Origin of the sequence: Bradyrhizobium sp. BR 1432 (assembly GCF_051547705.1) — a bacterium.
Lineage (GTDB): Bacteria > Pseudomonadota > Alphaproteobacteria > Rhizobiales > Xanthobacteraceae > Bradyrhizobium > Bradyrhizobium zhanjiangense.
The window spans coordinates 4,791,513-4,814,440 of the sequence record NZ_JBPUGF010000003.1; the positions used below are offsets into that span (position 1 = coordinate 4,791,513).

The following is a 22,928-nucleotide window of genomic DNA, read 5'->3' on the forward strand; positions in this document are numbered from 1 at the left end:
GCTGCCGAAACAAGCGGCACGCCGTGTGAAAAGTTGAGGCTTCTCACTCCGGGAGATCGGCGCAAGTGTCGCACCCAGGGGACGTTCATTTTTACGTGTCCAAACTTGGGGGTATTCAGGATGTTGTTTCGTTACACGGCAATGGCAGCAGCGGCGCTGTCACTTGCTACGCTGGCCACCGGTGGCCTGGCTCAAGCGGCGGATCTGCCGGTCAAGGCGGTCAAGAAGGCGCCGGACCTTCCGTTCTTCCTGGTCATAGATAACCGCGTCACGTTCTCGTACATCTTCAACGCTTCGCAGCCGGGCGCGTGGTCATTCCGGCCGGATGGATCGATCAACAGCAAGACCACCAAGCAGGTCTATTCGTTCACCCATTTCGACCTCTGGGCATACGGCACGAACTTCTTCACCATCTCCATGTTCAAGTCGGATCACAATGACCCGGCGGGGCCCTGCACCAGCGCTGGCACGATCTTCGGCGCGCCGGCATCCTGCGCCGGTGCGACCGAAATCTATGGTCTGTTCCGCTCGACCTTCGGCTGGAACGAGCTCTTCAACACCAAGGCTTTCACCGCGGGGCCGCTGCACAACATTTCGTTTGAAGTCGGCATGGATGCCAATACCGAGAACAGGTATTTCGGCGCCGCCAAGCGCGACGTCGTCGGCGGCCTGCAGTTTGCGTTCGACCTGCCCTACAAGGGCTACATCAACGTCGCGCCGCTGGTCGATTGGGAGTTCGCCAACCACAATTCCTTCAGCCAGTGCGGGCTGTTCGGTCCGGGCGTTCCCGGAGTGACGTGTCTCGCGGACGGCAACACGTCGTTCAAGCCAACCTGGGCTGTCGAAGTCAACTACTACATGGACCTCGGCTTCCTGCCGCCGAACATGCAGTACTTCTCGATCAGCGGCCGCGCTGGCTGGTACGGCAAGAAGGGCACCGACACCGAGCCGCTTCCCTACAGCCCGGCGAATGGCGTCTACAACACGGCGGTCGAGTTGAACTCGGAACCCATCCGTCTGACCTTCGATGCCTCGAAGGCGGCCTGGGGTGACAAGTACTCCCACTTCGTGGACGTCTGGGTGGCCTACCGCTACTGGCAGAACAAGTTCGGCCTCGATCACAACCTTGCCGTCGGCTGTACCACGGCCGTCGGTGGCCGGACGGTGAGCACCGGCTCCTGCACCGAGTCCTCGCTCTATTCCGGTATCACCGTGAAGTTCTAACCACCTGACCTTCTGCAGGTGAAAGACGATGGCGCCGCGTCAAACCTCCGCGGCGTTATCTCCTTTTGGATGTGCTGCTACTTTGTCCACGCGCCCTCGTGCAACGCTTCGGCTTCATCCTCCAGCAACGGCCCGAGCACCTCGGTCGGCCGCTGCCCGCTGGCAAAGACCTCGCGGCAGGGCAGGTCGAGCGTTGGATTCTCCGGATGGTTGCCGGTGACGCCGCGCAGGCGGTGCTCGCTGAGACCGTAGACCACGCGGCCGATGCCGGCCCAGTAGATCGCGCCGGCGCACATCGCGCAGGGCTCGGCGGAGGAATAGAGCGTCGCCTTCGCCAGCACTTCGCGACTGAGCGTGCGGCAGGCCTGCGTGGCCGCGAGACGTTCGGCATGCGCGGTGCCGTCGTGATCCGGCATGTAGCCGTTCTCGGTCTCAATCAGCACGTTGCCATCCGCATCGACGACGATGCAGCCGAAGGGATGATTGCCATGGGTGAGGGAGCGGCGGGCGATCGCCAAGGAGAGGCGGAGGAAGTGCTCGTCCTGCTCGGATGCGCCGCTCATCGCTGCTCCCTGGTCAGTGCCCCGCCATGTGCCGGCCGACCACGGTGAGGTCGGCCTCGCTGGTCCGTGCTTCATACACGAATTCGCCGTGGAACATCACCACCAGCCGATCGGACAGTTCGAGCAATTCGTCGAGATCCTCGCTGACGAGCAGCACGGCGGCGCCGCGGTTGCGGGCGGCCATGATCTCGGCGTGGATCTGCGCCACCGCTGCGAAGTCGAGGCCGAAACAGGGATTGGCCGCGATCAGCACCTCGACGTCGCCGGCAAGCTCGCGGGCGAGCACGGCACGTTGCACGTTGCCGCCGGACAGCGCCGAGATCGGCGTATCCGGCGTGCGGGTCTTGATCTTGTATTGCGCAATCTTCGTCCTGGCGTCGTCTCGAAAGGCGCCGCGATTGAGCCACCAGCCGCCACGGGCGAAGGGCGCACGGTCGAATTCGCGGAAGGCGATGTTGTCGGCGACGCTCATGCCGCCGACGCAGGCGTTCTTCAACGGCTCCTCGGGAAGGAGCGACATCTTGTGGCGCCGCATCTCCTCGCGGCTGGCGCGGTAGGGATCGCCGGCAACACGGATCTCGCCGCTTTCGGCCTCGCGCTGGCCGGCCAGCACCTCGACCAGCTGGCGCTGGCCGTTGCCGGAGACACCGGCGATGCCGACGATCTCGCCGGCCCGCACGGTGAGCGAAACGTCATGTACGGCGACTGCGCCGGCATCGTCGATCGCACGGAGCTTTTGCAGCTCGAGCCTGGCTTGGCCAGCCTTACCGGTGCGCGGCGGCTGCACCGTCAATTCCTCGGCGCCGATCATGGTGCGAGCCATCGCGTCCGGCGTGAGCTCGGCCACGTTGCCATGACCCGCCAGCTTGCCGCGGCGCAGGATCGTGACGTCGTCGGCGAACGCCATGACCTCGCGGAACTTGTGCGTGATCATCAGGATCGTCAGCTCACCCCTGACGACCATATCGCGGAGCATGCCGAGCACCTCGTCGGCTTCCGCCGGCGTCAGCACCGAGGTCGGCTCGTCCAGGATCAGGAAGCGACGCTTCAGGTAGAGCTGCTTGAGGATCTCGCACTTTTGGCGTTCGCCGGCAGAGATGTCCGAGACTTTGGCGCCGAGCGGCACCTTGAAGGGCATGCGGCTCAGAAACGCCTCGAGCTCCTTCATCTCCTTCGGCCAGTTCACCACCGCCGGCACATCGTCGCGGGCCAGCACGAGGTTTTCCGCGACCGTCATCGCCGGCACCAGCGTAAAATGCTGGTAGACCATGCCGAGCCCGAGCGCGTGAGCGTCCTTCGGATTGCCGATCGCCTGCTCGCGCCCGCCGACGAGGATGTCGCCTTCGGTCGCGTGGTAATAGCCCATGATGCATTTGACGAGGGTCGATTTGCCGGCGCCGTTCTCGCCGAGCAGCGCGTGGAACGAGCCCGGCCGCACCTTCAGCTCGACATTGTCCAGCGCCAGGAAATCGCCGAAGCGCATGGTCATGGCGACGGCATCGACGCCGAAGGCGCCGGAGGGCGGTGGCGTTTCGCCGATGATCACGAAATCGCTCCGATGAAGGCGTCCGACGTCGAGACCGCGCCGAACACGCCGCCTTGCATCTTGATCATCTTTAGCGCGTGGTCGTGGTTGCTCTTGTCGGTCGCGCCACAGCAATCGTGCAGCAACACGCATTCGAAGCCACGGTCGTTGGCCTCGCGCATGGTGGTGTGAACGCAGACGTCGGTGGTGATGCCCGTGAGCACGATGTTCTCGATGCCGCGCACCCGCAGGATCAGCTCCAGGTCGGTGGCGCAGAACGAGCCCTTGCCCGGCTTGTCGATAATCGGCTCGCCCGGCAGCGGCGCCAGCTCCGGGATGATGTCCCAGCCGGGCTCGCCGCGCACCAGGATGCGGCCGCAGGGGCCGGGATCGCCGATGCCGGCGCCGATCTGGCGCGAGCGCCAGCGCTTGTTGGCGGGAAGATCGGAGAGATCGGGGCGGTGGCCTTCACGGGTATGGATGATATGGAAGCCTTGGCTGCGCATCATTGCGAGCAGCTTCCTGATCGGCTCGATCGGTGCCCGCGTCAGCGAGAGGTCGTAGCCCATCTTGTCGACATAGCCGCCGACGCCGCAGAAATCGGTCTGCATGTCTATGATGATGAGCGCGGTGTTTTCGGGACGGAGGTCGCCGTTATAGGGCCAGGCATAGGGCTCGGACTTGATGTGTCGCTCGGGCATGATCTTGCTCTCTAGCGTGTGATCGACAATTCCGCCGGGGCTCCGGTCAGCGTGCGTTTGGGCGAGCAGGTGATGATCATGATCGCCAGCGTCAGGATGTAGGGCGCGGCATTGAAAAGGTGATAGCCGGAGGTGACGCCGACCGATTGCAGCGCCGGCCCCAGCGCCGCGGCGCCGCCGAAGGCGAGCGAGGCCCACAGGCAGAGCAGGGGATCCCAGCGCGCGAAGATCACGAGCGCCACCGCCGTGATGCCCTGCCCCGAGGACAATCCTTCATTCCAGCTGCCGGGATAGAACAGCGACAGGAACGAGCCGCCGATGCCGGCGAGGAAGCCGCCGACCATGGTGGCGCGCAGGCGGATCAGCAGCACCGAGTGGCCCATCGCGCGCGCGGCATCCGAGCTCTCGCCGGCGGTGCGGATGAGCAAGCCCCAGCGCGTGGTGCGGAAGGCCCAGTGCAGGATCGGTGCGAGCGCGACGCCGATCAGGAAGAGCACGTTGACGCGCAGCGCGGCGCGGACCTGCGGGACGTCGCTCCACCAGCCGAAATCGATCGCGGGCAGGCGCGGCGCGGTGGGCTCGATCAGCGGCTTGCCGAGATAGAAGGCAAGGCCGGTACCGAACAGCATCAATGCAATGCCGACTGCGACGTCGTTGACGCGCGGCAGCGAACAGATGCCAGCGTGCAGCGCGCCCAGCAGCGCGCCGGTGATGCCGGCTGCGAGCACGCCCAGCCACGGAGAGCCCGAAAGGTACGAGACACCGTAGGCGCTCATCGCGCCCATCACCAGCGTGCCTTCGAGGCCGAGATTGATGCGGCCGGAGCGTTCGGTGATGCATTCCCCCAGGCTCACGAACAGGAACGGCGTGGAAACGCGAATGGCGCCGCCGAGCACAGCGAGCGGGACGGTCCAGAGTCCGATCGATCCGTCTGCCATCTCAGGATTTTCCCTTCAGGAATCCGATGCGGCCGTAGAGCGCATCGCTGGCCAGCACGAAGACGAAGATGATGCCCTGGAGCACCAGCACGGACGCATCCGGAAGTCCGAGGCGCCTCTGCAGCAGGCCGCCGCTGGCGCTGATGCCGCCGAGGAGGATCGCTACGGGGATGATGGCGAGCGGATTTTGCCGCGCGAGGAAGGCGACGAGAATGCCGGTGAAGCCGTAGCCCGCAGCAAGATTGGCATTGGTGCGTCCCTGCACGGCGGCGACCTCGACCATGCCGGCAAGGCCTGCGGCGCCGCCGGCGAGAAAGCAAATGGTCAGGATCAGCTTGTCGACGCCGAGGCCGACGATCTTCGCGGCGCGGATGTTGCCGCCGGCAACCCGCGCCGCGAAGCCGAACACGGTGTGATAGATCAGGATGTAGGCAGCAATGGTGGCGATCAGACCGAACACCAAGCCCCAATGCACGTCGGTGCCGGGAATGGTGCCTATCATGTTGGCGGCGCCGATCTCGCGCGTCGAAGGCTTGTTGAGGCTCGCGGGATCGCGCATAGCGCCTTCGACGAGATGGTTGAGGATTGCAAGCGCGATGTAGACGAGCAGCAGGCTCGATATGGTCTCGTTGACGCCGCGATACTGTCGCAAGCCGCCCGACAGCATGATCCACACGCCTCCGCCGGTCACGCCGGCGATGACCATGACAATTTGCACGGCGAGCGGCGGCATGCCTTGAAGCGCCAGTGCGGCGCTGGTTGCCGATAGCGCACCGATCAGGAGCGCGCCTTCGCCGCCGATGATGACCATGCCGAGTTGTGCGGGCAAGGCGGTGCAGAGTGCGGTGAGGATCAGCGGCGCCGCACGTGTCAGGGTGTTCTGCCAGGAGAACCAGGTGCCGAACGCGCCGTAGTACATGTAGAAATAGAGGTCGAGCGGATTCTTGCCGAACATCGCGACGAAGATGCCGAACACCACGAGCGCGCCGACGAGCGCGGCGCCCGGGATAAGAATGTATTCAATCGTTGCGCCATGGCGCTGGAGAAAGCCGGGATCGGCGGCCGGGGCAATCGTCCCGGCCGCATCAGTGGAATCCACAGCTTCCGTCGTCACGAAGTCGCTCCGATCACGCCTTCGACGAGGTAGTCCATCTTCTCCAGCTCGGGATCCTTCTGGCCGCGATCGGTGCCGGCCGCGATCACCGTCTTGCCCTTGTTGTCGACCAGCCCGCCCTTGAAGATGGCGTAGCCGTCAGCCGAGAGGAATTTGGCCTTGACGTCGTCGGCATGCTTGCGGGCTTCTGCGGAAACCGCTTCGCCATAGGGCGATGTCTTGACGATCTCCTCCTTGAGGCCGCCGCGATAGAAGTTCGGGATGCTCTCGCCGGCGGCGATCATCTTCACGAACTTCGGATAGAGCGCTTCCCAATTCCACTCCGCGCCGGTGAGATACGCCTTCGGGGCGAGCGGCGACTGGTTGGTATGATAGCCGCAGACGAAAGCGCCGCGGCGCGCCGCGTTCTCGACCATGGTCTTGGGGCCGTCGACATGGCAGGTGAGCACGTCAACGCCCTGGTCGATCAAGCTGTTGGTGGCTTCGGCTTCCTTGACCGGCATCGACCAGTCACCGGTGAAGATGACTTGCGTGGTCGCCTTCGGATTGGCGAGCCTGGCCCCGAGCGTGAAGGCGTTGATGTTGCGCAGCACCTGCGGGATGGGCTTGGCCGCAACGAAGCCGAGCTTGCCGCTCTTGGAAGTGTAACCGGCGACGATGCCGGAGATGTATTGAGCTTCGTCGATATAGCCGAAATAGCTGCCGGCGTTCTTCGGGTCCTTGTCGCTCCACAGGCCGCCGCAATGCTCGAAGCGCAGCTTCGGGTACTTGTTGGCCATCTTGACCATGTGCGGATTGTAGTAGCCGAACGATGTCGGGAAGAGCAGGCTGGCGCCGTCGAGATTGATCATGGATTCGATCGTCTTCTCGACCGCGTCGGTCTCCGGCACCTTCTCTTCCTCGACGACCTTGAGGCCGGGAATCTTCTTCAGTGCCGCTGCGCCCTGCGCATGCGCCTGGTTGTAACCGTAGTCGTCACGCGAGCCGACATAGATGAAGCCGATCGTCGTCTCGGCTGCGAAGGCCGGTCGGACGCCAGCCGCGGCGCCGAGGGTCAGGGCCGCGCCGCTTTGCAACAAATGCCGTCGTGAAATCCTGCCAAAATCCATTGCTTGCTCCCCTTGGCGGATGCCCCGCCTCAATCTCGCGGCTACCGCCGGTCTGGCGGAGCTTGGAACAAGTGTCGCAAGCTTCGTGCCACAGGCTGCGGAGCGTTCATTTGAGTGCAAGTTATTGAAAATAGTGGAATTTGTGGGTTGCCTGAATCCTGATCAGGGAATCGACGGATTAATTTATGGGCAGTAGCTCCCAATTGTATGCAATGGAGTTAAGCAGCCTTAACCGGTTCGCGCGTGTGCATGAGGGGAGCGGGACGGTCGGCCGGCCACTCGCATTCATGCTAACCACGTGCGGATTAGGACGGCGCCGGATGCGTGATTTTCGCTGGCACCGAACTTGTATCGATCGTCATCAGAACCGCCGCTGCTGCGGTCCGCGAGAGATGGAAAGCCCGCCGAGATGGTTGCTGGGAACGCCGTTCAGACGACATCGCTCGGCGAAGAGATCGGGCGCCGCATCAACGAGCTCGGCGCGATTTCGGAAGAGGTTGGCAAGCTCACCCGCATCTATCTCAGCAAGGAGCTGCGCGAGGCTGCGGACCTCATCTTGGGTTGGATGCGCGAGGCCGGCATGAGCGCGCATCTCGATGCGATCGGCAATGTCTGTGGCCGCTACGAAGGCGAGCGGCCGGGTGCGCCCTGCCTGATGCTCGGCTCGCACTACGACACGGTGCGCGATGCCGGCAAGTGGGACGGGCCGCTCGGCGTGATCACCGCGATCGCCTGCGTCGCAGACCTCAACCGCCGCGGCAAGCGCCTGCCGTTCGCGATCGAGGTCGTCGGCTTTGCCGATGAAGAGGGGGTACGTTTCGCCTCGACGCTCCTCGGCAGCCGCGCGGTGGCCGGCACATTCGAGGAGAGCGTCCTGAACACGCGCGACCGTGACGGCTTGTCGATGCGCGATGCGCTCATCACGTTCGGCCTCGACCCCGATCATATCGGCGCGGCTGCGCGGGCGCGGCGCGAACTGCTTGCCTATCTCGAGCTGCACATCGAGCAGGGGCCGGTGCTGGAAGCGCAGAACCTGCCCGTCGGCGTCGTCACCGCGATCGCAGGGGCCACGCGCCTTGCCGCGCGGCTGACCGGCATGGCCGGTCACGCCGGCACGGTGCCGATGGCGCTTCGGCGCGACGCACTTGCCGGCGCCGCCGAATGCATCGGCGCGATCGAGCAGTTTTGCCGGACCGACGAGGGCGGGCTGGTCGGCACCGTCGGATACATCCAGGCAAGGCCCGGCGCGACCAACGTCATCCCGGGCGAGGTGTCCTTCACCATCGACATGCGCGCACCGACCGACATGCATCGCAAGCGTGCAGTCGCCGACATCGTCCGCCAGATCGAGGCGATTGCCAAGCGCCGGCAATTGGTGCTTCAGCTCGATGTCACGCACGAGAACCGCACTGCACCTTGTGCGCCCTGGCTCAAGGAGCAGATCGCCAAGGCGATCGGAGCGGAAGGTTTTTCCGTATTCGAGCTGCCGAGCGGGGCAGGGCACGACGGTATGGCGATGATCGACATTGCCGATGTCGGCATGATCTTCGTCCGCTGCCGCGGCGGGATCAGCCATCATCCTGACGAGCATGTCGAGCTCGCCGATGCCGACACCGGCGCGCGGGTGCTGCTGCGGGTGATCGAGAATTTCAGGCCGCGGGACGGTCAGTTGAGCCCGCAAGTCACCGGATAGAGACACGAATCAGACACGCCTAAAATAGTGACGGCCTTCCGCCGGGACCACGAGGCACAATTCGACGAGACATATGAACAGCAACATTTCTTTTCCGCGCCATCGTGAAAGCCGGTTCTATCAGGGCGTGACCGCAACCTTTGTCGCCAACGCGCTTCAGGCGGTGAATTTTCTCGGCGATCAATTCCTGAGGCAATCGCATCATCCGTTCACTGCCATTGCGGACCTTTACCGGCACTCGATGGACAGCGCCTTTTCGGTGACCGAGGCATTCCTCGTCACGGGGGCGCCGCACGCTTCCGCGTACTATCCGCGCGACTTCGCCTGGTTCTATCCCGACGTTCTCGATCCTGAAACCATCATGGATTCGCAGGACGCGGTGCGACGGGCCCGTCTGCTCGAAAAGAGCGTGCGTCTGTTGCTGGAGGCGGTTCGCGCTGGCGTCGTCACCACGACCATCGTGCCGGCGGGACGCGGTCGGTATCTCGGCGTGAACTATTTCTCGCGTCCTTCGGATACGCTGCTCGGTATCCTTGCCGGTCTCCAGCAGATGATGTCCGCCGAAGACAGGGCGTCGTCCTTTCTGGCAATGTCGCAATGCGCGCATGCCGGCCGCCTACTGCTGGCCGAATATAGCGCCGACCTGAGGCGGGCGATCCTGCAGCTCGCAAGCGAGCTGGAGCCGTTCGAGGCTGACGGCACCAGATATTTGCTGTGCGATGCCCGCGCCCCGCGCTCTGCGGCAACCGACACCCGCGCCGAGCGCCGACGCTTCGTGACCAATGCCTGCGTCTACACCACGTTCGTGTGGGGCGTGCAGCTCGGAATCGTCGACGAGAACGAGCTGAAACGGCTGCTCGGGCGCGACCTCGCGCACCACAAGAGAGACCTGCTCCGGCTGTTCGGCAAGGATGGCTACATCAGACATTCCCTGGACGGCCCGGCGGCTCCGCCGGCGTCCTCGGTTGCGCTGGATTTCGTCAGCGTGCATCACGGCTTCTGGGACCTGAACGAGGAAAGCGAGCGCGCGCTGTTCGCGGCCACGGCGGATTTGATCATTGCGGAGCCGCGCTTCCGCATCCCCAGCACGTTTCATTTCCTGGTGTCGGCGGATAATCCGCGGACCAAGATGATCCACAAGATCGCGGCTCCCGCCTACCAGGGACGCTCATCCTGGCCGACATTCAATGTCGAGTTTGCGGATCGCATGCTGGACTTCGACGAATTCTCGGGGAGCGGCACCTACCGGGCCTGCGCCCAGGGAATATTGAATGACATTCGGACTGCAACCGAGGTCCATGGCGGCTATCAGGAACTGATCTCGGAGCAGGGTCTGAAATATCGCACCTGGGCTTATAAGGGCGCCGTGGCTCATTCCTGGTTTCCCCGCTTCCTCTCTGTCTGGAGGAGGGCATATGGAACGCCGCTCCTCCGGTGGGATGACTGATCCACAACGTCGGTTAATCAGTCGGCGAGGCCCCCTCGAGCACTTTTGCTGCCAGGGTCATCTAGTTCCGATTTCGGCGAGAACTAATATTCGGGCGAGGGGGCCGCCGTCCTCGCACTACGCCACGAGATCCAGCAGCCGGCATGATCCGCGCACCAGCACCTTGCGTCCGGTGGGCGTCATCTCAGGCAAGCCGTCATTGACGACAACGAGGCCGAGCTTGACGAGACTTTCGAGGAGGTAGGCCTTCGAGGGGCGACCGTTTGATGCCGGATTGCGAAGTGTGCGTAGCGCTTCCCATTGTTCCGGCGAAAGATCGAAGTCGACGTCGTTGCTCATGTTGCCTCAAGCGATAGTACCGTTCGCGCGCCTCTGTTAGCGACGCTGCATGAAAACCATGCGACGACAATGAGTCGGGAATTCGGTGAGCTGTTTGGAACGTCTCTTCATAAATTGCCGCACTTCGTTGCGCCACAAGAGTTAAGATCGCTCCGCCGCGAATATCGTTCCGGACCTCGATCACTTATTGATGATGTTGGCTTGATGTTGCGCTGCGAACTGCCGCGCTGCACGGGAAGTGCTGCTGTCTCATTTCGCGTCGCAATATGCACAGAAACAATGAGACGGAGCGTTCCGGACTCTGTTAGCCTCGTTGGCAGGGAATGGCTTCACAGGCCGGAGTGGAGTGCATGAAGAGGCTGGTCGAAATCCGCAGTCAGGAATCCCTGTGCCGAGAGCGGGCCGCGCTCGATTTCGAGCGCCGCGTTTTCTGGCTCGCGCAGGCGGAAGAGTGGAAGCAGCGCGCTGTCGACGAAATCGCGCATCACTTTCGCGAGTGCAATCTTGCTCACGCCGAGCTGACCGCCGCCTGACGATAGAGGCGGGTGCGATCGCCGCTTATTGATAACTGGCCACGATATCGGATACCGCGCGCTCGAGTTGCTGCGCGGTTGCGCATTGCCGTACGACGCTGCAAAAGGTCGCATAGCGTGACATCTCGGAATCGCCAAAGCCCCAGGCGAGCCGTCCTTCCGGATTGAGCCAGACCAGTCGCTTCGACCGTTCGGAGATGCGGCGCAGAATGTCGGCGCGCGGGTCGAGATTGTTGCTGCGGGCATCGCCGAGCACGATCACCGTGGTCTGCGGCGTCAGCGTGCTCATGAACTCTTTCTCGAAATCGACCAGCGAGGAGCCATAGTCGGACGAGCCGAAGCCGACCTTGGACATGATCTCGGCCATCGCCTCTTCCGGCGAGTTGTTCTCCAGGATCTCGCTGACTTCGATCAGATGCGAGGAGAAGGCAAACGAGCGGACGTCGTCGACCACCTCGTGCAGCGAGTGGATCAGCAGCAGGAAGAAGTCGGAGACCTGCGCGACCGAGCCGGAGACGTCGCAGAGCGCCACGATCTTGGGCCGGTCACGATGCTTGCGCTTCCATGCGGTGAGGAACGGTACGCCGCCCCAGGCCGCGTTGCGGCGGAGCGTGCGGCGAACGTCGAGATGGCCGCGGCGCTGGCGCTTGCGCGGCTTCGAGTAGCGCTCGCGCAGCCGTCGTGCGATCTGGCGGATGAGAGCGCGCATCTCGGCGACCTGGCGCCGCTCGATGCGCGCAAGCGGCGCGTTGCGCAGAATCTCGTTGCGAAGGTTTTCGGCCTCCTCGCGGGCGTAGAGCGCGAGCCCCTGCGAGACCGTGTCGCGCACCGCTTCGCGCAAGGCATCGAGCGCGGCGCGCAGACGCTCGGCCAGCGACGGGTTGGTCGCGGTCAGTTGGTCCAAATCGTCCCGCAGGCGCTGGAGGCCCATGGCGTCCAGGATGCGGCTGGAGAAGATGCCGCGCTGGGTGGAATAGCGGATGTCGGACAGCGGGGCAGCACCGGAGGCACTGGCGATCGCTGCCGCGATCGCATTGCGATCCTGCGACAGCAGCATCTGCGCAAGAGGGCCGAGTTCCTGGGCGGGCTGACCTTCACCAGCTTCGCCGGCCGCGTCCGATGAGGACGACTGATCTGAATCCTGCGAAGCGTCGTCGCTGCCCGCCTCGGGCTGATCCTGCCGCGGTTCGGGCTGGCTGAAGAAGAGATCGAAACAGTCGCCGAGTGCGAGTTTTTCGTCCTGCGACTTGGCGAGTGTCAGCAGCAGGGCGTCGCGCAAGATGGCGCGGTCGGAGAAACCGACCTGCTTGACCGCGCGCATCGCATCGATGCTTTCGGCGGGCGAGACATGAACGCCGGCGCCGCGCGCCGCCCGAAAGAAACGATGGAGGTTCTCGCGCATCGGCGTCAACCGAAGACGTTGGACCGTGCCGCCTTGGCGATGAAGGTCGTAACTTGCGGCACTGCTGCCTCGATGTCGGCTTCGTATTTCAGGAGCACGTTGAGCGTGTCCTTGACGATCTCGGTGTCGAGCTCCGAAGCCTGGAGCAGCACCAGCACGCGTGCCCAGTCGATGCTCTCGCTGACCGAAGGCAGCTTTTTCAGATCCAATGAGCGGATCTCGTGGATGAAGCCGACCATCTGCCGGCGCAGCGTCTGCGAGATGCCGGGCACGCGGCTCTCGACGATGCGTTCCTCCAGCCGCTGCTCGGGGAAGCCGATGTGCAGATGCAGGCAGCGCCGCTTCAGGGCATCGCCAAGATCGCGCTCGCTGTTGGAGGTGAGGATCACGGTCGGCGGCGTGATCGCCGAGACGGTGCCGAGCTCGGGGATGGTGACCTGAAAGTCGGACAGGATCTCCAGCAGCAGCGATTCGAACTCCGCGTCCGACTTGTCGATCTCGTCGATCAGGAGCACGCAGCCGCCCCGCTGCTCCAGCGCCTGGAGCAGCGGGCGCGGCTCGACGAATTCCTTGGAGAAGAACACGTCACCGAAATCATGGAGCTGGTCGAGCGCGGCATGCAGCGTTTGCGCACCGCCCAGGACTTCGCCGAGCTTGTCCTTCAATATCTGCGTATAGAGCAGCTGCTTGGCATACTTCCACTCGTAGAGCGCCTTGGCCTCGTCGAGGCCTTCATAGCATTGCAGACGGATCATCTTCATGCCGCGCCAGGCGGCAATCGCCTTGGCAAGCTCGGTCTTGCCGACGCCCGCGGGGCCTTCGACCAAAATAGGCTTCTCGATCTGTTGCGACAGATAGACGGCGGTCGCGATCTGCCGGCTCGCGATATAGCCTTGCGCGGCGAGGCCGCTCTCCACTGCCTCGATCGAGGTCGAGGCCTTCTGATCAGCCACGAAAGGGCGCTCCCAAAGGTCTTGCTTGAGGCTTGTTCTGCCTGCGTTCCGGGCAAAGAACAAGCCTCGTTTGGGAGACATCAGACCCGCGCGAACTGCGTTTTTTCCGCTTAACGCAAATAGTTGAGCGGTGCGCGGGCCCCGCGATCAGTGCCGCAGCTGCTCCGGCTTGCGGATGGTTTGTCTGACCTCGGCGCCGCAATCGGCGCATTCATAGACAAAGTCGATCTTGGCAAGGCTCCAATGCGGTTCGACCTCGCGCACATACATCGGCAGGAACCCCATGCAGGTGGGGCAATTCACTGGCGCGATTTCGACATCCTGATGATGCTGAACATAAGCTGGCATCTCGGCTCTCCTTCGCAGGCGACTACCAAACCCCGCGTGAAGGCTACTGCCACTCGCCCCAGGCCCGTCATCAACTCTTCCGAACAGAGACGGAACGGCGGGCGTTTGTCGCCCGTTGTGACATTCTTGTTACGTGTCTGTACTGTAACGGCCGGACCAAATGCCTATTTCACGGGACGATCAAGTGCTCTGAACTTCACTGCAACGATAGGGAGTAACGCCCATGACGCATGCCATTCGCTTTCACAAGACCGGCGGCCCGGAAGTCCTGGTCTGGGAGGAGGTCAGCGTCGGCAAGCCCGGACCGGGCGAGGCGCGCATCCGCCACACCGCCGTCGGTCTCAATTTCGTCGATATCTACAACCGCTCCGGCCTGTATCCGGCGCAACTGCCGAGCGGGCTCGGCAGCGAGGCGGCCGGCGTTGTCGAGGAGGTCGGCCCAGGGGTCACCGATCTGAAGCCGGGCGATCGTGTCGCCTATGGGGCCTCGCCGCTCGGCGCCTATTCCGAGGCTCGGCTGATTCCCGCCGACCGCTTGTTGAAGCTGCCTGACGGCGTCGATGACAAGACCGCGGCGGCCATGATGCTCAAGGGGCTGACGACGCAGTATCTGATCCGGCAGACCTATCGGGTGAAGGCCGGCGACACCATCCTGCTCCACGCCGCAGCCGGCGGCGTCGGTCTGATCCTGAGCCAGTGGGCCAAGCATCTCGGCGCGACCGTGATCGGCACCGTCAGCAACGACGAGAAGGCGAAGCTTGCCAAGGCGCATGGCTGCGACCATGTCATCATCTACACGCGCGAGGATTTCGTGAAGCGCGTCGACGAAATCACCGGCCGCAAGAAGGTGCCGGTCGTCGATGATTCCGTCGGCAAGGACACGTTCCTGAAATCGCTGGACTGTCTCGCGCCGCTCGGCGTCGCCGCGCTGTTCGGCCAGTCCTCCGGCGCGGTGGAGCCGCTCAATCTCGGCCTGTTGGCTCAGAAGGGCTCGCTCTACGTCACGCGGCCGACGCTGTTCACTTATGCCGCCAAGCGTGAAAGTCTGGTCGCGATGGCAGGCGAGCTGTTCGACGTCGTCAAGTCCGGCGCAGTCAAGATCGAGGTGCACCAAACCTATCCACTGAAGGATGCCGCCAAGGCGCATGCCGATCTCGCGGCGCGCAAGACCACGGGATCGACCGTGCTCATGGTGTGATGTTCACCCGAGACGGTAGGGCAGAGGCTGCCGGCTTCCGTCACGTCCGCTCGTGCTTGCGCAGATCGCGGGCGTGATCGAGGCGCTTTGCCTGGAGGTCGATGTCTTCGGGCGGGATCTGGGGCAGCGCAGCCTCGGCCAGGATGGCCTCGGTTACGTCCTCGACCGAATTCTCGGCGATTTCGTGGATGAACGAGACGTTCTGGTATTCGCCCGAAACGATGCGCGAGATGACCTCGCGCCTTGTGATTTCGGGATCGACGACCGCCTCGCGACCGCGCCGCCCGTAGTCGATCATCACGACGAAATATTGCATGGAATGAACCTGCCGCACCCCGAGTCGGGACTGCAGCAGAGTATTTCCGAAAATCAGAAATCAGTCAAGGGTTGATTTCCAAATCCCGGAAATCCGGGCCCTATTTGCCCTTCTTGCGGGGGCGGGCCGACTTGGCGCGCAGCCGCTCGAGCTGTCCCTTGGGCATGGAAAGGCAGATCTCTCCGACCCAGTCGAGCTTCACGCCGACGATCGGCTTGGCGTTGAAGCTGGTGAGATTGACGACGGACGGGCTCTTCCCGCGCTCGATGGTCTTCAAATAGCGCTCGCCGGTCTTGAGCCGGACCACGGCCTCTTCGCCGTAGAAGCTCGACAGCGGATGGCGCTGGTCCTTGTAGACCACGATCACGTCGCCGCTCTCGTACTTGGGCAGCATCGAATCGCCCACGATCTCGAAGGCGACCGTCTCTTCCATGATCGGGAAGGGCAGCGTGATGTCGCCGAGTCCCTCCGGCGGAACCTGTTCATAATCGGGCTCGATCACGGCGCCGGCGCCGACGCGGCCCATGATCGGCGCGAGGTTGAGCTCGAGATATTCCATGATCGGAATGATCTCAGAGGCCTTCACCAGGCGCTCGCCGCCGAGAATCTCCGAGACCGCGCCGGGCCGCACGCCCATGGCCGCCGCCAGGCCGCCCTTGCTCTTGCCCGTCTTTTCCAGGCCCCGCTCGATCATTGCAACGTCCAACATGGTGATTCCCTCGATTGCGCACCGTCTTGCCTCTTATAATCCGAAATTCGGAATTGATGCAATTATGAATATCAGAATTATGCCTTGACTTTCGATTCGGAATACCGGAATGTGCCTTCCCGCCACCCGATCGTGCGATCGGAGCAGGCGCATCACAGGACAGCAGCATGGAACCGGGTCATTGGCCGTCGGAGCACTCCGACGCGCTTCGCGACTATTTTCTCAAAGGAATGTCTTACGCGGCAATCGCAACGGAGATTAACGCAAGGTTTGGAACGGCTTACACGCGCAACGCGGTGGCTGGCCGCGCCAAGCGGCTGGGAGTCGCCGCATTGGCACGGATGACGAGCCCGCCGATCGTGCCGCCTTTGCCGGGCGAGGCCTGTCTGCCTTCGCTGCGCCGTCCGGCGTTACCAAACCTGAACCTGCCGCCAAAATCCGCGATGAAACCTGCGGCGCGCGTGAAGTTGCGCTGTGTCGGCGTCCGGCCACGCCTGATCCCGCTGCTCGAACTGGCGCGAGGCGACTGTCGCTATCCCTATGGCGGCGACAAGGACGGGGAGGAGATCACGTTTTGCGGCCATCCGCGTCAGCCCGGCTCCAGCTATTGCGCGCCGCATGCAGGTCTGACGCGGCCATCCGGGGTTGCGTCCGCCCGCGTCGTCGGTCCCGTCGTGTTGCGGCTGGTCTCGGCCGGCTGAGGAGGCGGCCGCCCGTTCGACTATCGATTTTGCAATCGCCAACTTTGCAAGGAGTATCCGAGTGGCACGTGCTCGACGCAATAAATCTTACAAATTGGCTGGAATCTACGACCGGCGGTCCCGCGACGTGCCGTTCAATGCCGATGTGGCGGAAGTCGAGGTCGACAATCCGCTGGCGCTCGATGCCGGCGAGAAGATCGTGGCCGTCCGGTCCGTCCGTAGTGACCCGCTCGGCCGGCTTCACGCGCACCATCAAATCGACGAAGCACAATATCGCGGCGGGCGCGCCTTCCAGAGCGATTGGGAGAGAGCGGAGAGGGGCCCTCACGCGATGGATCCGACCCGCGAATATGTCGATGGCGCGCGTACGCGCGAGCCGGTCACCGAAAGCCAGCGCCAGGCGGTGTTGCGGCTGAACCGAGTCGAACGCGAACTCGGCACCGACGGCGCAGCATTGGTGCACGACGTGCTCGTGCTGGGCTTGACCATGGATCAGATCGGGCAGCGGCGCGCCGTTCGTACGCAGCGCTGGAACGACTATTTTGCGCGGCGTTTTCGTGAATGCCTGGACCGGCTGGCGCTGATCTACGGTTTTGCGACGGAAACGGGGACACCACGGGCAGAGCAGCGCAAATGACGACGGCACGCCCGCGGGCATGCCGTCTGCTGCTTACGGATGCGGTACGATCTGGTAAGGCGTGGAATACGGCTCGACACGGAGAGAAGCGTTGGCCAAAAGCCCGATCTTGGCGGTCGGCGCCTGCTGCAATTCGCCGTTCGGGCCGCGGTGCACGCTGTACTGCCAGACGGTGAGGTCGCCTTTCTGCGCCAGCGCATGCGCAAGCGCGCTGGCGTCATTGCCGCCGAGCGCCTGAAGCTCCTCCGCCGACAATCCGACGATGATTTCGTCCTTGATGGTGACGATCTTGAACAGGTTCATCCTGGTCTCCTGCGCCCATGCGCCTTGTATCGAGAGGGTAAGAAGCGCGACCGCGGCGCCCTTGATCAGATCGCAGCGAGAAAGCATGCCGTCGTCCTTTGGTGGTGACACGCGCCCAAATCATGAGTTTATCAGCCATGGCGCCGTCGTCCGCGTGGCCGTTCCGCAACCGCTTTGTCGTTCGCTCCTGAACAACGGTTCACGGCCGGAAAACATATCGGAACCGATGAGGCTCGCTGGGAAAAGCGCCAGCGGGGCGCATTCCGACGAGATGAGGAAGGCGACCGATCCCAAGGCGCTTGCCGCGTTGGTCGGCTTCACCGGCGCCCCAATCGGAACGTTGAAGACCTGGCGTTCATGTCGCTGACGATACAACCGCTGGGACGCTACTCAACAATTACGTGTATATGCTGCCGAGGCGCCAGTTCGTCTCTGCAAATGTCTGTTCACATCGGAAACAAGGCGAAACGCAGCGCCGATTGGCAGCGATCTCGGCTGTATGCGTGATTGATGCCGCTTCTTGACGCAGGTGGGTGACGGCGCTCGATATTCCTGTTATCCGGAATTGCCGTGGCGCGATGCGGGCGAAGCATCGCTACGCCGGGCTGTTGGGCTTGCCGGATCGGTTGTTCCTTGGCATAATTGCAACCTGTTCGGTTGGGCCCATCCGTTCGGCTAATGGAATTCGGCCTGCTAGCCCGCCGGGACCTGCCGGCCGGAGCTGATTGTCGCCATTGTATTGGGTTGCGGCGTTCGCTCCTCGACTGCGACTTCGACGCAAGAACTGAAGGCCGATGCTTGTCATAGGTGCGGGATGAAGAACCTCAATTTCGCGGCTGAACTGCACCTCAAGCTTGGCGCGCCCGCGAGCGGCACCGTCGAAAGCCTGCGCCTGCTCCGTGCGTTCCTGAAGCTCGAGGCTCGGCAGCGTTTCGAGGTTATCAAGCTCGTCGAAGACCTCGCCACCGAAGAAACTCTTCCCGAACACCCCCTGTCCTGAGTCTCGGCCGCGCCGGCCTTACACCTCGTCCCTCGTTTCCTGCCAGATCCGGCCCACCGGGCAACCTTTTGCCCGGGGCTGGCCGCTGGAAGGCGATCCGGCAAGTGTGGTATTCAGTCAGAAAAAGGGAGGAAGGCGATCATGATCGAACCGAAACTCGAAGTTCCGGCCGAACTGCGCGACTTGGCCGAAAAGACGATTGACCAGGCGGAAAAAGCATTCGGCATGTTTTTCGAAGCCGCCACCAAATCGATGTCGTCCGTCCCGGGCGCGGGGACGGACGTGTCGAAGCAGGCGCTCGCTTTCACCGAACAGAACATGAAGTCGGCGTTCGAGCACGCGCGCAAGCTCGTTCACGCCACAGACCTTCAGGAAGCAATGCGAATTCAGTCCGACTTCCTGCGCAGTCAATTCACCAGCGCCGGGGACCACATGCGCCAGATGACCGGCAGTTTCATGCAACCGGGCAAGGACAAGTCCTGATTCTGTCGGTGCCGTGCGGCATGCCCACAAATTGATCTTGCGCGGCGGCGAGATGCGTATTCTGATCCTGGTGCAGGTCCATGATGGGCCACCGAATGGATCCCCATTTGCCGTCCATCATCCTTTCTGCTGATCCCTGTCGGTCTTCCGGCAGGGATTTGCAGTTTTTAGCAGGCTCGCGATTGACCGGGGTTCTATTGGCGCAGCGATCCGATATAGGCCGCGATGTCGCCAGCTTCGGTCCGGCTCAAGGGAAAGTTCGGCATCTTCGGGTGCGGATCGAGCAGGAAGAAAGCGAGCCGCTCCGGACTGAAGTCTGGCCTGCGCGCAACGGATGCGAAGGAGGGGACGTCGGCGCTAGCCTGCGTCTGGCCGCTCGCCACCACGTGGCAACTCGCACACCAGCGCTTGGCGAGATCGGCGCCGTGCTCGGCATCGGCGGCGAGGGCAGGCGACATGCCGAAGCCCGCAATGGCGCCGGCAAGCAACAGGAAAATTCGTCTCAAACATCGGTGCATCGGGCAACCTTCATGCATGCGCTTGCGGCCGACGTGCTCACCCGCAACACGATCCCGGAAATTGCGAGAGATCGATGCGGGCGATGATCGACCGCAGCAGCCTGCGGGTCGAACGATAAAAGTGCCGTACGAACGCCGGCGTCCTTGCCGCGGGCAATCCAAGGCTCTTCGTATCAAGGCTCTTCGTATCAAGACTTTCGGTATAGTGCGACACGTGCCTCTCCGAGATGGCAAGGCCCTTCCTATCGTGGCCGGCTCGGAGCTGCCTTGATCTGCCGCAAAGGGTTTCCGGCTAATAGTCGCCAGGGTTCATGATCATCGGGCTCTTCGTATCGGCCGGCGCGAGCGCGCTGCTGGCGCTGTCACGCAGGAAGCGGTCGAGCGTCGCCTGGATCTTCTCCTTGACCGCGTCGGGACCGCGATCGCTCATCTCGGTGTGCTGTGCACCAGTATGGACGATGTCGATGCCGCGAGCCCTGGCCTCCTCCGGCGTCGGCAGTACGCCGGGATCGGTCACGAAATGCGGATCCTTCGAGCGGAACGACAGGATCTTCATATGGTCGCTGAGCACGAAGGGCACCCGCAGATTGTCGAGCGTGATCACCTTCGATACCAGCTCCGGGTGCTGATGGGCGACATACATCGAGACATCGCCGCCGTTGGAATGGCCGACGAGGGTGATGTGGTCGTAGTCGGCGTTCTCCTGCCGCCTCTTCAACTCGCCCAGCACGAACAGAATATTGGCCTCGCAGCGAATGTAGACTTCACGCCGGCCGACGTATTTCTGGCCGGCATGGGTCATCAGCGGCGGATCGCTCGGAAGATCTTGTTGGATGCTGGCAACCAGATAGCCGCGTGCGGCGAGCACGTTGGCCAGGAAGGAATATTCGGTCGCCTTGACGGTGTTGCCGTTGCTGATGATGGCGAGCGGGAGCTTCCAGAGGCCGAGATTGGCCTTGGTCTCGTAATCACGCCGCACCGCGATGTCGACCGAGATCGGCCGCTGGCGCGAGGCGTCGAACATGCTCAAAGTCTCGTGGTGGATCGCGAACCGGCTGACGATGAAATACTGGCCGACGGCGAGGACGCAGAGGAACGCCAGGACTGCAAACACCCTCTTCATGGCTTCGTCTCAAATCACCTTTGGCTGAACATGGTCATTGGGAACTCGCGGATCGAGCGATCGTGAGCAAGTTACGGGATTAAATTTAGGCAAGTCTGTGAGCAAGCCGCAAAAGCGCCGCATGCAGGTTTGTGGGGCGAAGCGCAAGGCCTAGAGACAGCCGGCCTTGCCTCGTTCAGGGCAGAGCCGCAGCGCGCTCGACAGTGTGAGCAGGAAGCGCGGGCTGCGGCGCTCGTTGTCCGGCGCCCTGTAGCTCAAGGGAACGGCTACGCCGAGATCGACCTGGAGATCGTCCGGCAGGAAGAACCGCACGCCTACCCCGGCCGAGGTCAGCGCGAGGCCGTCGCTCAGGCGGTACCCGTCGTTCCAGACCGCGCCGGCGTCGCCGAAGGCGTAGAGTTGATAGCCGGTCCAGTAGCGAAAATTGAGCTTCTGGTCGAAGCGCAGTTCGAGCGAGCCGGCAAGACCGTTGTCGCCACTGATCTCGGCCGCGCCATAGCCCCGGCCGAAGGCGGCGCCGCCGAGATAGAATTGCTGCGAGGTGAACAATGGCCGCGATGTCGTCTGGCTCGCCGCCGAGAGCTTGAGTGACCAGGCGTCGTTGAGTGTCTGATAGCGCGTGAACCAAAGGTTCAGCACCGAGAAGTTCGATGACGCGCCGACGCGCGACAACTGATCGTCGTCGAAATGCGAAGCGCCGAAGATGTCGAGGCCCTGCCGGTAGCTCAGAGTCGCGAAATTGGTGCCGCCGAAGCGATCCTGGAGCCTGTAGTCGGCGGTCAGGCTCGCCGTCCTGATGTGGTCGTTATACCAGGGGCCGTAGAGGTCGTGCTCAGATACATTGCTGAAGGTCGTCGCGGCAGTCAGGGCCAGCGAGGAGGACAGCGACTGCAATGGGACGACGCTGGCACGCAGCTCGAACGCCTCGGTGGTGGTGATGTCGCTGTCGAGACGACGAGCATCGCCAGGCCGGACTGCGCTGTACAGGATCGAAGCGCCAAGGCGCACGCCATCGACACCGACCGGTGCGTCATAGGACATCCGCGCGAAACCGAGCTCGCGCGGATCATTGGCGATGGTCGACAGGTTGACCGCGAGCGTGTCGCCGGGCGTGAGGTAGGAGTTGAACGTGCCGGTCGCGTAGGTCTGCCACGGACCGACTGAGGAAGATCCGAGATTGTCCATGCCGAACGATGAGAAGACGTGCCAGGTCTTCAAATAGACGATCAGGCGGAAGCGGCCGGTCGCTCCGCCAATCTCTTCCAGCGCGGTGTCGGTGATCCGGACGCCCGGCCTGCCGTTGATGAGGAAGAGCTGGCGTTCGAGCGTTGCCAGGCGCGACGGCTGCTCGGCCAGAATCGGCCCGAGCATCGGCCTTACGCCGAACTGTTCGGCGCCGTCGCCTTTCAGCTCGGCCTGCACGATGGCGCCTTCGATCACCTGGATCCGAACGCGGCCGTCGGCGATATCCTGCGGTGGCACGATCGCGCGGCTCAAGTGGAATCCGGCTTCGCGATAGAGATCGCTGATCGCGCCGGCAATCGCGGCGAGATCCGCTTGCGAGACCTTCTTTCCAAGATAGGATTGATAGGCTGTAGCGATGCGATCGGGGGAGACGGCGTGGGCGCCGATGACGTCGATTCCGCGCAGCACGAATTGCGGCTTGGTATCACCGCCGGTGTTGGGTTGGCCGACCGTCGGTAGCCTGACCGGGGGGCGGTTCAGCGTTTCCCGCTCGGTTTGGTTTTCAAAGTACTTCTCGGGCTGGCGCGGATCAAAGCCTGGCTGGTTCGCCTGCTGCGCGAAGGACTGCGGAATTCCCGTAAAAATCGTTGCCAGCAGTACCGATGCGGTAAGGAAGTGTCGCTTCTCAATACGCGGAGTGAACGCGTCTCCGTAGTTTGACGGGGATTTGCCCATAAGGCGGTAAGGGTTCGTTAGCCGCATGATTTTCCATAGTTTTTCATAGTCAATGATTGGTTAATGCGGCTTCTCGGCTCGCCACTTCGCGCTAATTTTCTCTTGAGTGATTTCGGATACGCCTCAGGTCT

26 protein-coding genes are annotated in these 22,928 nt (G+C 63.0%); 10 read left to right on the top strand and 16 right to left on the bottom strand.

Annotation, left to right across the window (positions count from 1 at the left end; all coding sequences use genetic code 11):
* Positions 1–120 precede the first annotated feature (120 nt).
* Positions 121–1,224, top strand: coding sequence for a hypothetical protein (locus ACSKB8_RS22960; protein WP_438106549.1), 1,104 nt, complete (start codon positions 121–123; stop codon positions 1,222–1,224).
* 77 nt (positions 1,225–1,301) lie between these two features.
* On the opposite strand, the gene ACSKB8_RS22965 is transcribed toward ACSKB8_RS22960, so the two are convergent.
* From ACSKB8_RS22965 to ACSKB8_RS22990, 6 genes are read right to left on the bottom strand one after another with little or no spacing between them, the layout of a single operon-like run.
* The gene (locus ACSKB8_RS22965) at positions 1,302–1,787 is read right to left on the bottom strand and encodes a nucleoside deaminase (protein ID WP_438106551.1); all 486 of its coding nucleotides are present in this window, start codon (positions 1,785–1,787) and stop codon (positions 1,302–1,304) included.
* A gap of 13 nt (positions 1,788–1,800) precedes the next feature.
* A complete protein-coding gene (locus tag ACSKB8_RS22970) occupies positions 1,801–3,333 on the bottom strand; it encodes an ABC transporter ATP-binding protein (RefSeq protein WP_438106553.1) in 1,533 nt (510 codons plus the stop codon).
* The gene (gene biuH / locus ACSKB8_RS22975; protein WP_370989769.1) at positions 3,330–4,013 is read right to left on the bottom strand and encodes a biuret amidohydrolase; all 684 of its coding nucleotides are present in this window, start codon (positions 4,011–4,013) and stop codon (positions 3,330–3,332) included. Before biuH ends, ACSKB8_RS22970 begins: the two co-directional genes overlap by 4 nt.
* Before the next feature lie 11 nt (positions 4,014–4,024).
* Positions 4,025–4,951, bottom strand: a complete 927-nt coding sequence (locus tag ACSKB8_RS22980) for an ABC transporter permease (RefSeq protein WP_438106555.1) — start codon at positions 4,949–4,951, stop codon at positions 4,025–4,027.
* 1 nt (position 4,952) lies between these two features.
* Positions 4,953–6,065: an ABC transporter permease gene (locus tag ACSKB8_RS22985; RefSeq protein WP_438106557.1), complete on the bottom strand. Its 1,113-nt coding sequence runs from the start codon at positions 6,063–6,065 to the stop codon at positions 4,953–4,955.
* A complete protein-coding gene (locus tag ACSKB8_RS22990; RefSeq protein ID WP_438106559.1) occupies positions 6,062–7,174 on the bottom strand; it encodes a BMP family ABC transporter substrate-binding protein in 1,113 nt (370 codons plus the stop codon). The genes ACSKB8_RS22985 and ACSKB8_RS22990 overlap by 4 nt, the downstream gene beginning before the upstream one ends.
* 409 nt (positions 7,175–7,583) lie before the next feature.
* On the opposite strand from ACSKB8_RS22990, the gene ACSKB8_RS22995 reads away from it, so the two are divergent.
* Together ACSKB8_RS22995 and ACSKB8_RS23000 are read left to right on the top strand one after the other, a co-directional pair.
* The gene (locus tag ACSKB8_RS22995) at positions 7,584–8,867 is read left to right on the top strand and encodes an allantoate amidohydrolase (RefSeq protein WP_438106561.1); all 1,284 of its coding nucleotides are present in this window, start codon (positions 7,584–7,586) and stop codon (positions 8,865–8,867) included.
* A 73-nt stretch (positions 8,868–8,940) separates the two neighbouring features.
* Positions 8,941–10,314 carry a hypothetical protein gene (locus ACSKB8_RS23000; RefSeq protein WP_438106562.1) on the top strand — a complete coding sequence of 458 codons (1,374 nt, stop codon included), beginning with the start codon at positions 8,941–8,943 and terminating at the stop codon, positions 10,312–10,314.
* A gap of 117 nt (positions 10,315–10,431) precedes the next feature.
* On the opposite strand, the gene ACSKB8_RS23005 is transcribed toward ACSKB8_RS23000, so the two are convergent.
* A complete protein-coding gene (locus ACSKB8_RS23005; protein ID WP_438106564.1) occupies positions 10,432–10,653 on the bottom strand; it encodes a hypothetical protein in 222 nt (73 codons plus the stop codon).
* A 350-nt stretch (positions 10,654–11,003) separates the two neighbouring features.
* Between ACSKB8_RS23005 and ACSKB8_RS23010 the strand changes: the two genes are divergently transcribed.
* A complete protein-coding gene (locus tag ACSKB8_RS23010) occupies positions 11,004–11,186 on the top strand; it encodes a hypothetical protein (protein WP_091897150.1) in 183 nt (60 codons plus the stop codon).
* Between the two features lie 25 nt (positions 11,187–11,211).
* Here the strand turns inward: ACSKB8_RS23010 and ACSKB8_RS23015 are convergent, their stop codons facing one another.
* The 3 genes from ACSKB8_RS23015 to ACSKB8_RS23025 all read right to left on the bottom strand — a co-directional run bounded on the left by ACSKB8_RS23015 (position 11,212) and on the right by ACSKB8_RS23025 (position 13,889).
* Positions 11,212–12,588 carry a vWA domain-containing protein gene (locus ACSKB8_RS23015; protein ID WP_438106566.1) on the bottom strand — a complete coding sequence of 459 codons (1,377 nt, stop codon included), beginning with the start codon at positions 12,586–12,588 and terminating at the stop codon, positions 11,212–11,214.
* 5 nt (positions 12,589–12,593) lie between these two features.
* Positions 12,594–13,541 (bottom strand): AAA family ATPase, encoded by a 948-nt coding sequence (locus ACSKB8_RS23020; RefSeq protein WP_438106568.1) that lies wholly within the window; start codon positions 13,539–13,541, stop codon positions 12,594–12,596.
* A gap of 147 nt (positions 13,542–13,688) precedes the next feature.
* Positions 13,689–13,889, bottom strand: a complete 201-nt coding sequence (locus tag ACSKB8_RS23025; protein ID WP_091897156.1) for a hypothetical protein — start codon at positions 13,887–13,889, stop codon at positions 13,689–13,691.
* A gap of 223 nt (positions 13,890–14,112) precedes the next feature.
* Between ACSKB8_RS23025 and ACSKB8_RS23030 the strand changes: the two genes are divergently transcribed.
* Positions 14,113–15,087, top strand: a complete 975-nt coding sequence (locus tag ACSKB8_RS23030; protein ID WP_438106570.1) for a quinone oxidoreductase family protein — start codon at positions 14,113–14,115, stop codon at positions 15,085–15,087.
* Between the two features lie 40 nt (positions 15,088–15,127).
* Here the strand turns inward: ACSKB8_RS23030 and ACSKB8_RS23035 are convergent, their stop codons facing one another.
* The gene (locus ACSKB8_RS23035) at positions 15,128–15,403 is read right to left on the bottom strand and encodes a hypothetical protein (protein WP_128932532.1); all 276 of its coding nucleotides are present in this window, start codon (positions 15,401–15,403) and stop codon (positions 15,128–15,130) included.
* Between the two features lie 100 nt (positions 15,404–15,503).
* Positions 15,504–16,112 carry a S24 family peptidase gene (locus ACSKB8_RS23040; protein ID WP_035705094.1) on the bottom strand — a complete coding sequence of 203 codons (609 nt, stop codon included), beginning with the start codon at positions 16,110–16,112 and terminating at the stop codon, positions 15,504–15,506.
* A 167-nt stretch (positions 16,113–16,279) separates the two neighbouring features.
* Here ACSKB8_RS23040 and ACSKB8_RS23045 point away from each other — a divergent pair, with 167 nt between their 5' ends.
* On the top strand, positions 16,280–16,813 hold the full coding sequence (locus tag ACSKB8_RS23045) for a GcrA family cell cycle regulator (RefSeq protein WP_370989760.1): 534 nt from the start codon (positions 16,280–16,282) through the stop codon (positions 16,811–16,813).
* A gap of 61 nt (positions 16,814–16,874) precedes the next feature.
* Positions 16,875–17,450: a hypothetical protein gene (locus ACSKB8_RS23050; protein ID WP_438110640.1), complete on the top strand. Its 576-nt coding sequence runs from the start codon at positions 16,875–16,877 to the stop codon at positions 17,448–17,450.
* Between the two features lie 33 nt (positions 17,451–17,483).
* On the opposite strand, the gene ACSKB8_RS23055 is transcribed toward ACSKB8_RS23050, so the two are convergent.
* A complete protein-coding gene (locus tag ACSKB8_RS23055) occupies positions 17,484–17,840 on the bottom strand; it encodes a hypothetical protein (protein ID WP_091897171.1) in 357 nt (118 codons plus the stop codon).
* On the opposite strand from ACSKB8_RS23055, the gene ACSKB8_RS23060 reads away from it, so the two are divergent.
* From ACSKB8_RS23060 to ACSKB8_RS23070, 3 genes are all read left to right on the top strand, one after another.
* Positions 17,839–18,120 (top strand): hypothetical protein, encoded by a 282-nt coding sequence (locus ACSKB8_RS23060; RefSeq protein ID WP_438106573.1) that lies wholly within the window; start codon positions 17,839–17,841, stop codon positions 18,118–18,120. The two genes, ACSKB8_RS23055 and ACSKB8_RS23060, sit on opposite strands and share 2 nt — an antisense overlap.
* A 447-nt stretch (positions 18,121–18,567) precedes the next feature.
* A complete protein-coding gene (locus ACSKB8_RS23065; RefSeq protein ID WP_130216251.1) occupies positions 18,568–18,753 on the top strand; it encodes a hypothetical protein in 186 nt (61 codons plus the stop codon).
* A gap of 141 nt (positions 18,754–18,894) precedes the next feature.
* Positions 18,895–19,236: a phasin gene (locus tag ACSKB8_RS23070; RefSeq protein WP_091897174.1), complete on the top strand. Its 342-nt coding sequence runs from the start codon at positions 18,895–18,897 to the stop codon at positions 19,234–19,236.
* Positions 19,237–19,430: 194 nt separating this feature from the next.
* Here ACSKB8_RS23070 and ACSKB8_RS23075 read toward each other — a convergent pair whose 3' ends face one another.
* From ACSKB8_RS23075 to ACSKB8_RS23085, 3 genes are all read right to left on the bottom strand, one after another.
* Positions 19,431–19,754 (bottom strand): c-type cytochrome, encoded by a 324-nt coding sequence (locus ACSKB8_RS23075; RefSeq protein ID WP_438106575.1) that lies wholly within the window; start codon positions 19,752–19,754, stop codon positions 19,431–19,433.
* 292 nt (positions 19,755–20,046) lie between these two features.
* A complete protein-coding gene (locus tag ACSKB8_RS23080; RefSeq protein ID WP_438106577.1) occupies positions 20,047–20,877 on the bottom strand; it encodes an alpha/beta fold hydrolase in 831 nt (276 codons plus the stop codon).
* A 150-nt stretch (positions 20,878–21,027) separates the two neighbouring features.
* The gene (locus ACSKB8_RS23085) at positions 21,028–22,824 is read right to left on the bottom strand and encodes a ShlB/FhaC/HecB family hemolysin secretion/activation protein (RefSeq protein WP_438106579.1); all 1,797 of its coding nucleotides are present in this window, start codon (positions 22,822–22,824) and stop codon (positions 21,028–21,030) included.
* Between the last annotated feature and the right edge of the window lie 104 nt (positions 22,825–22,928).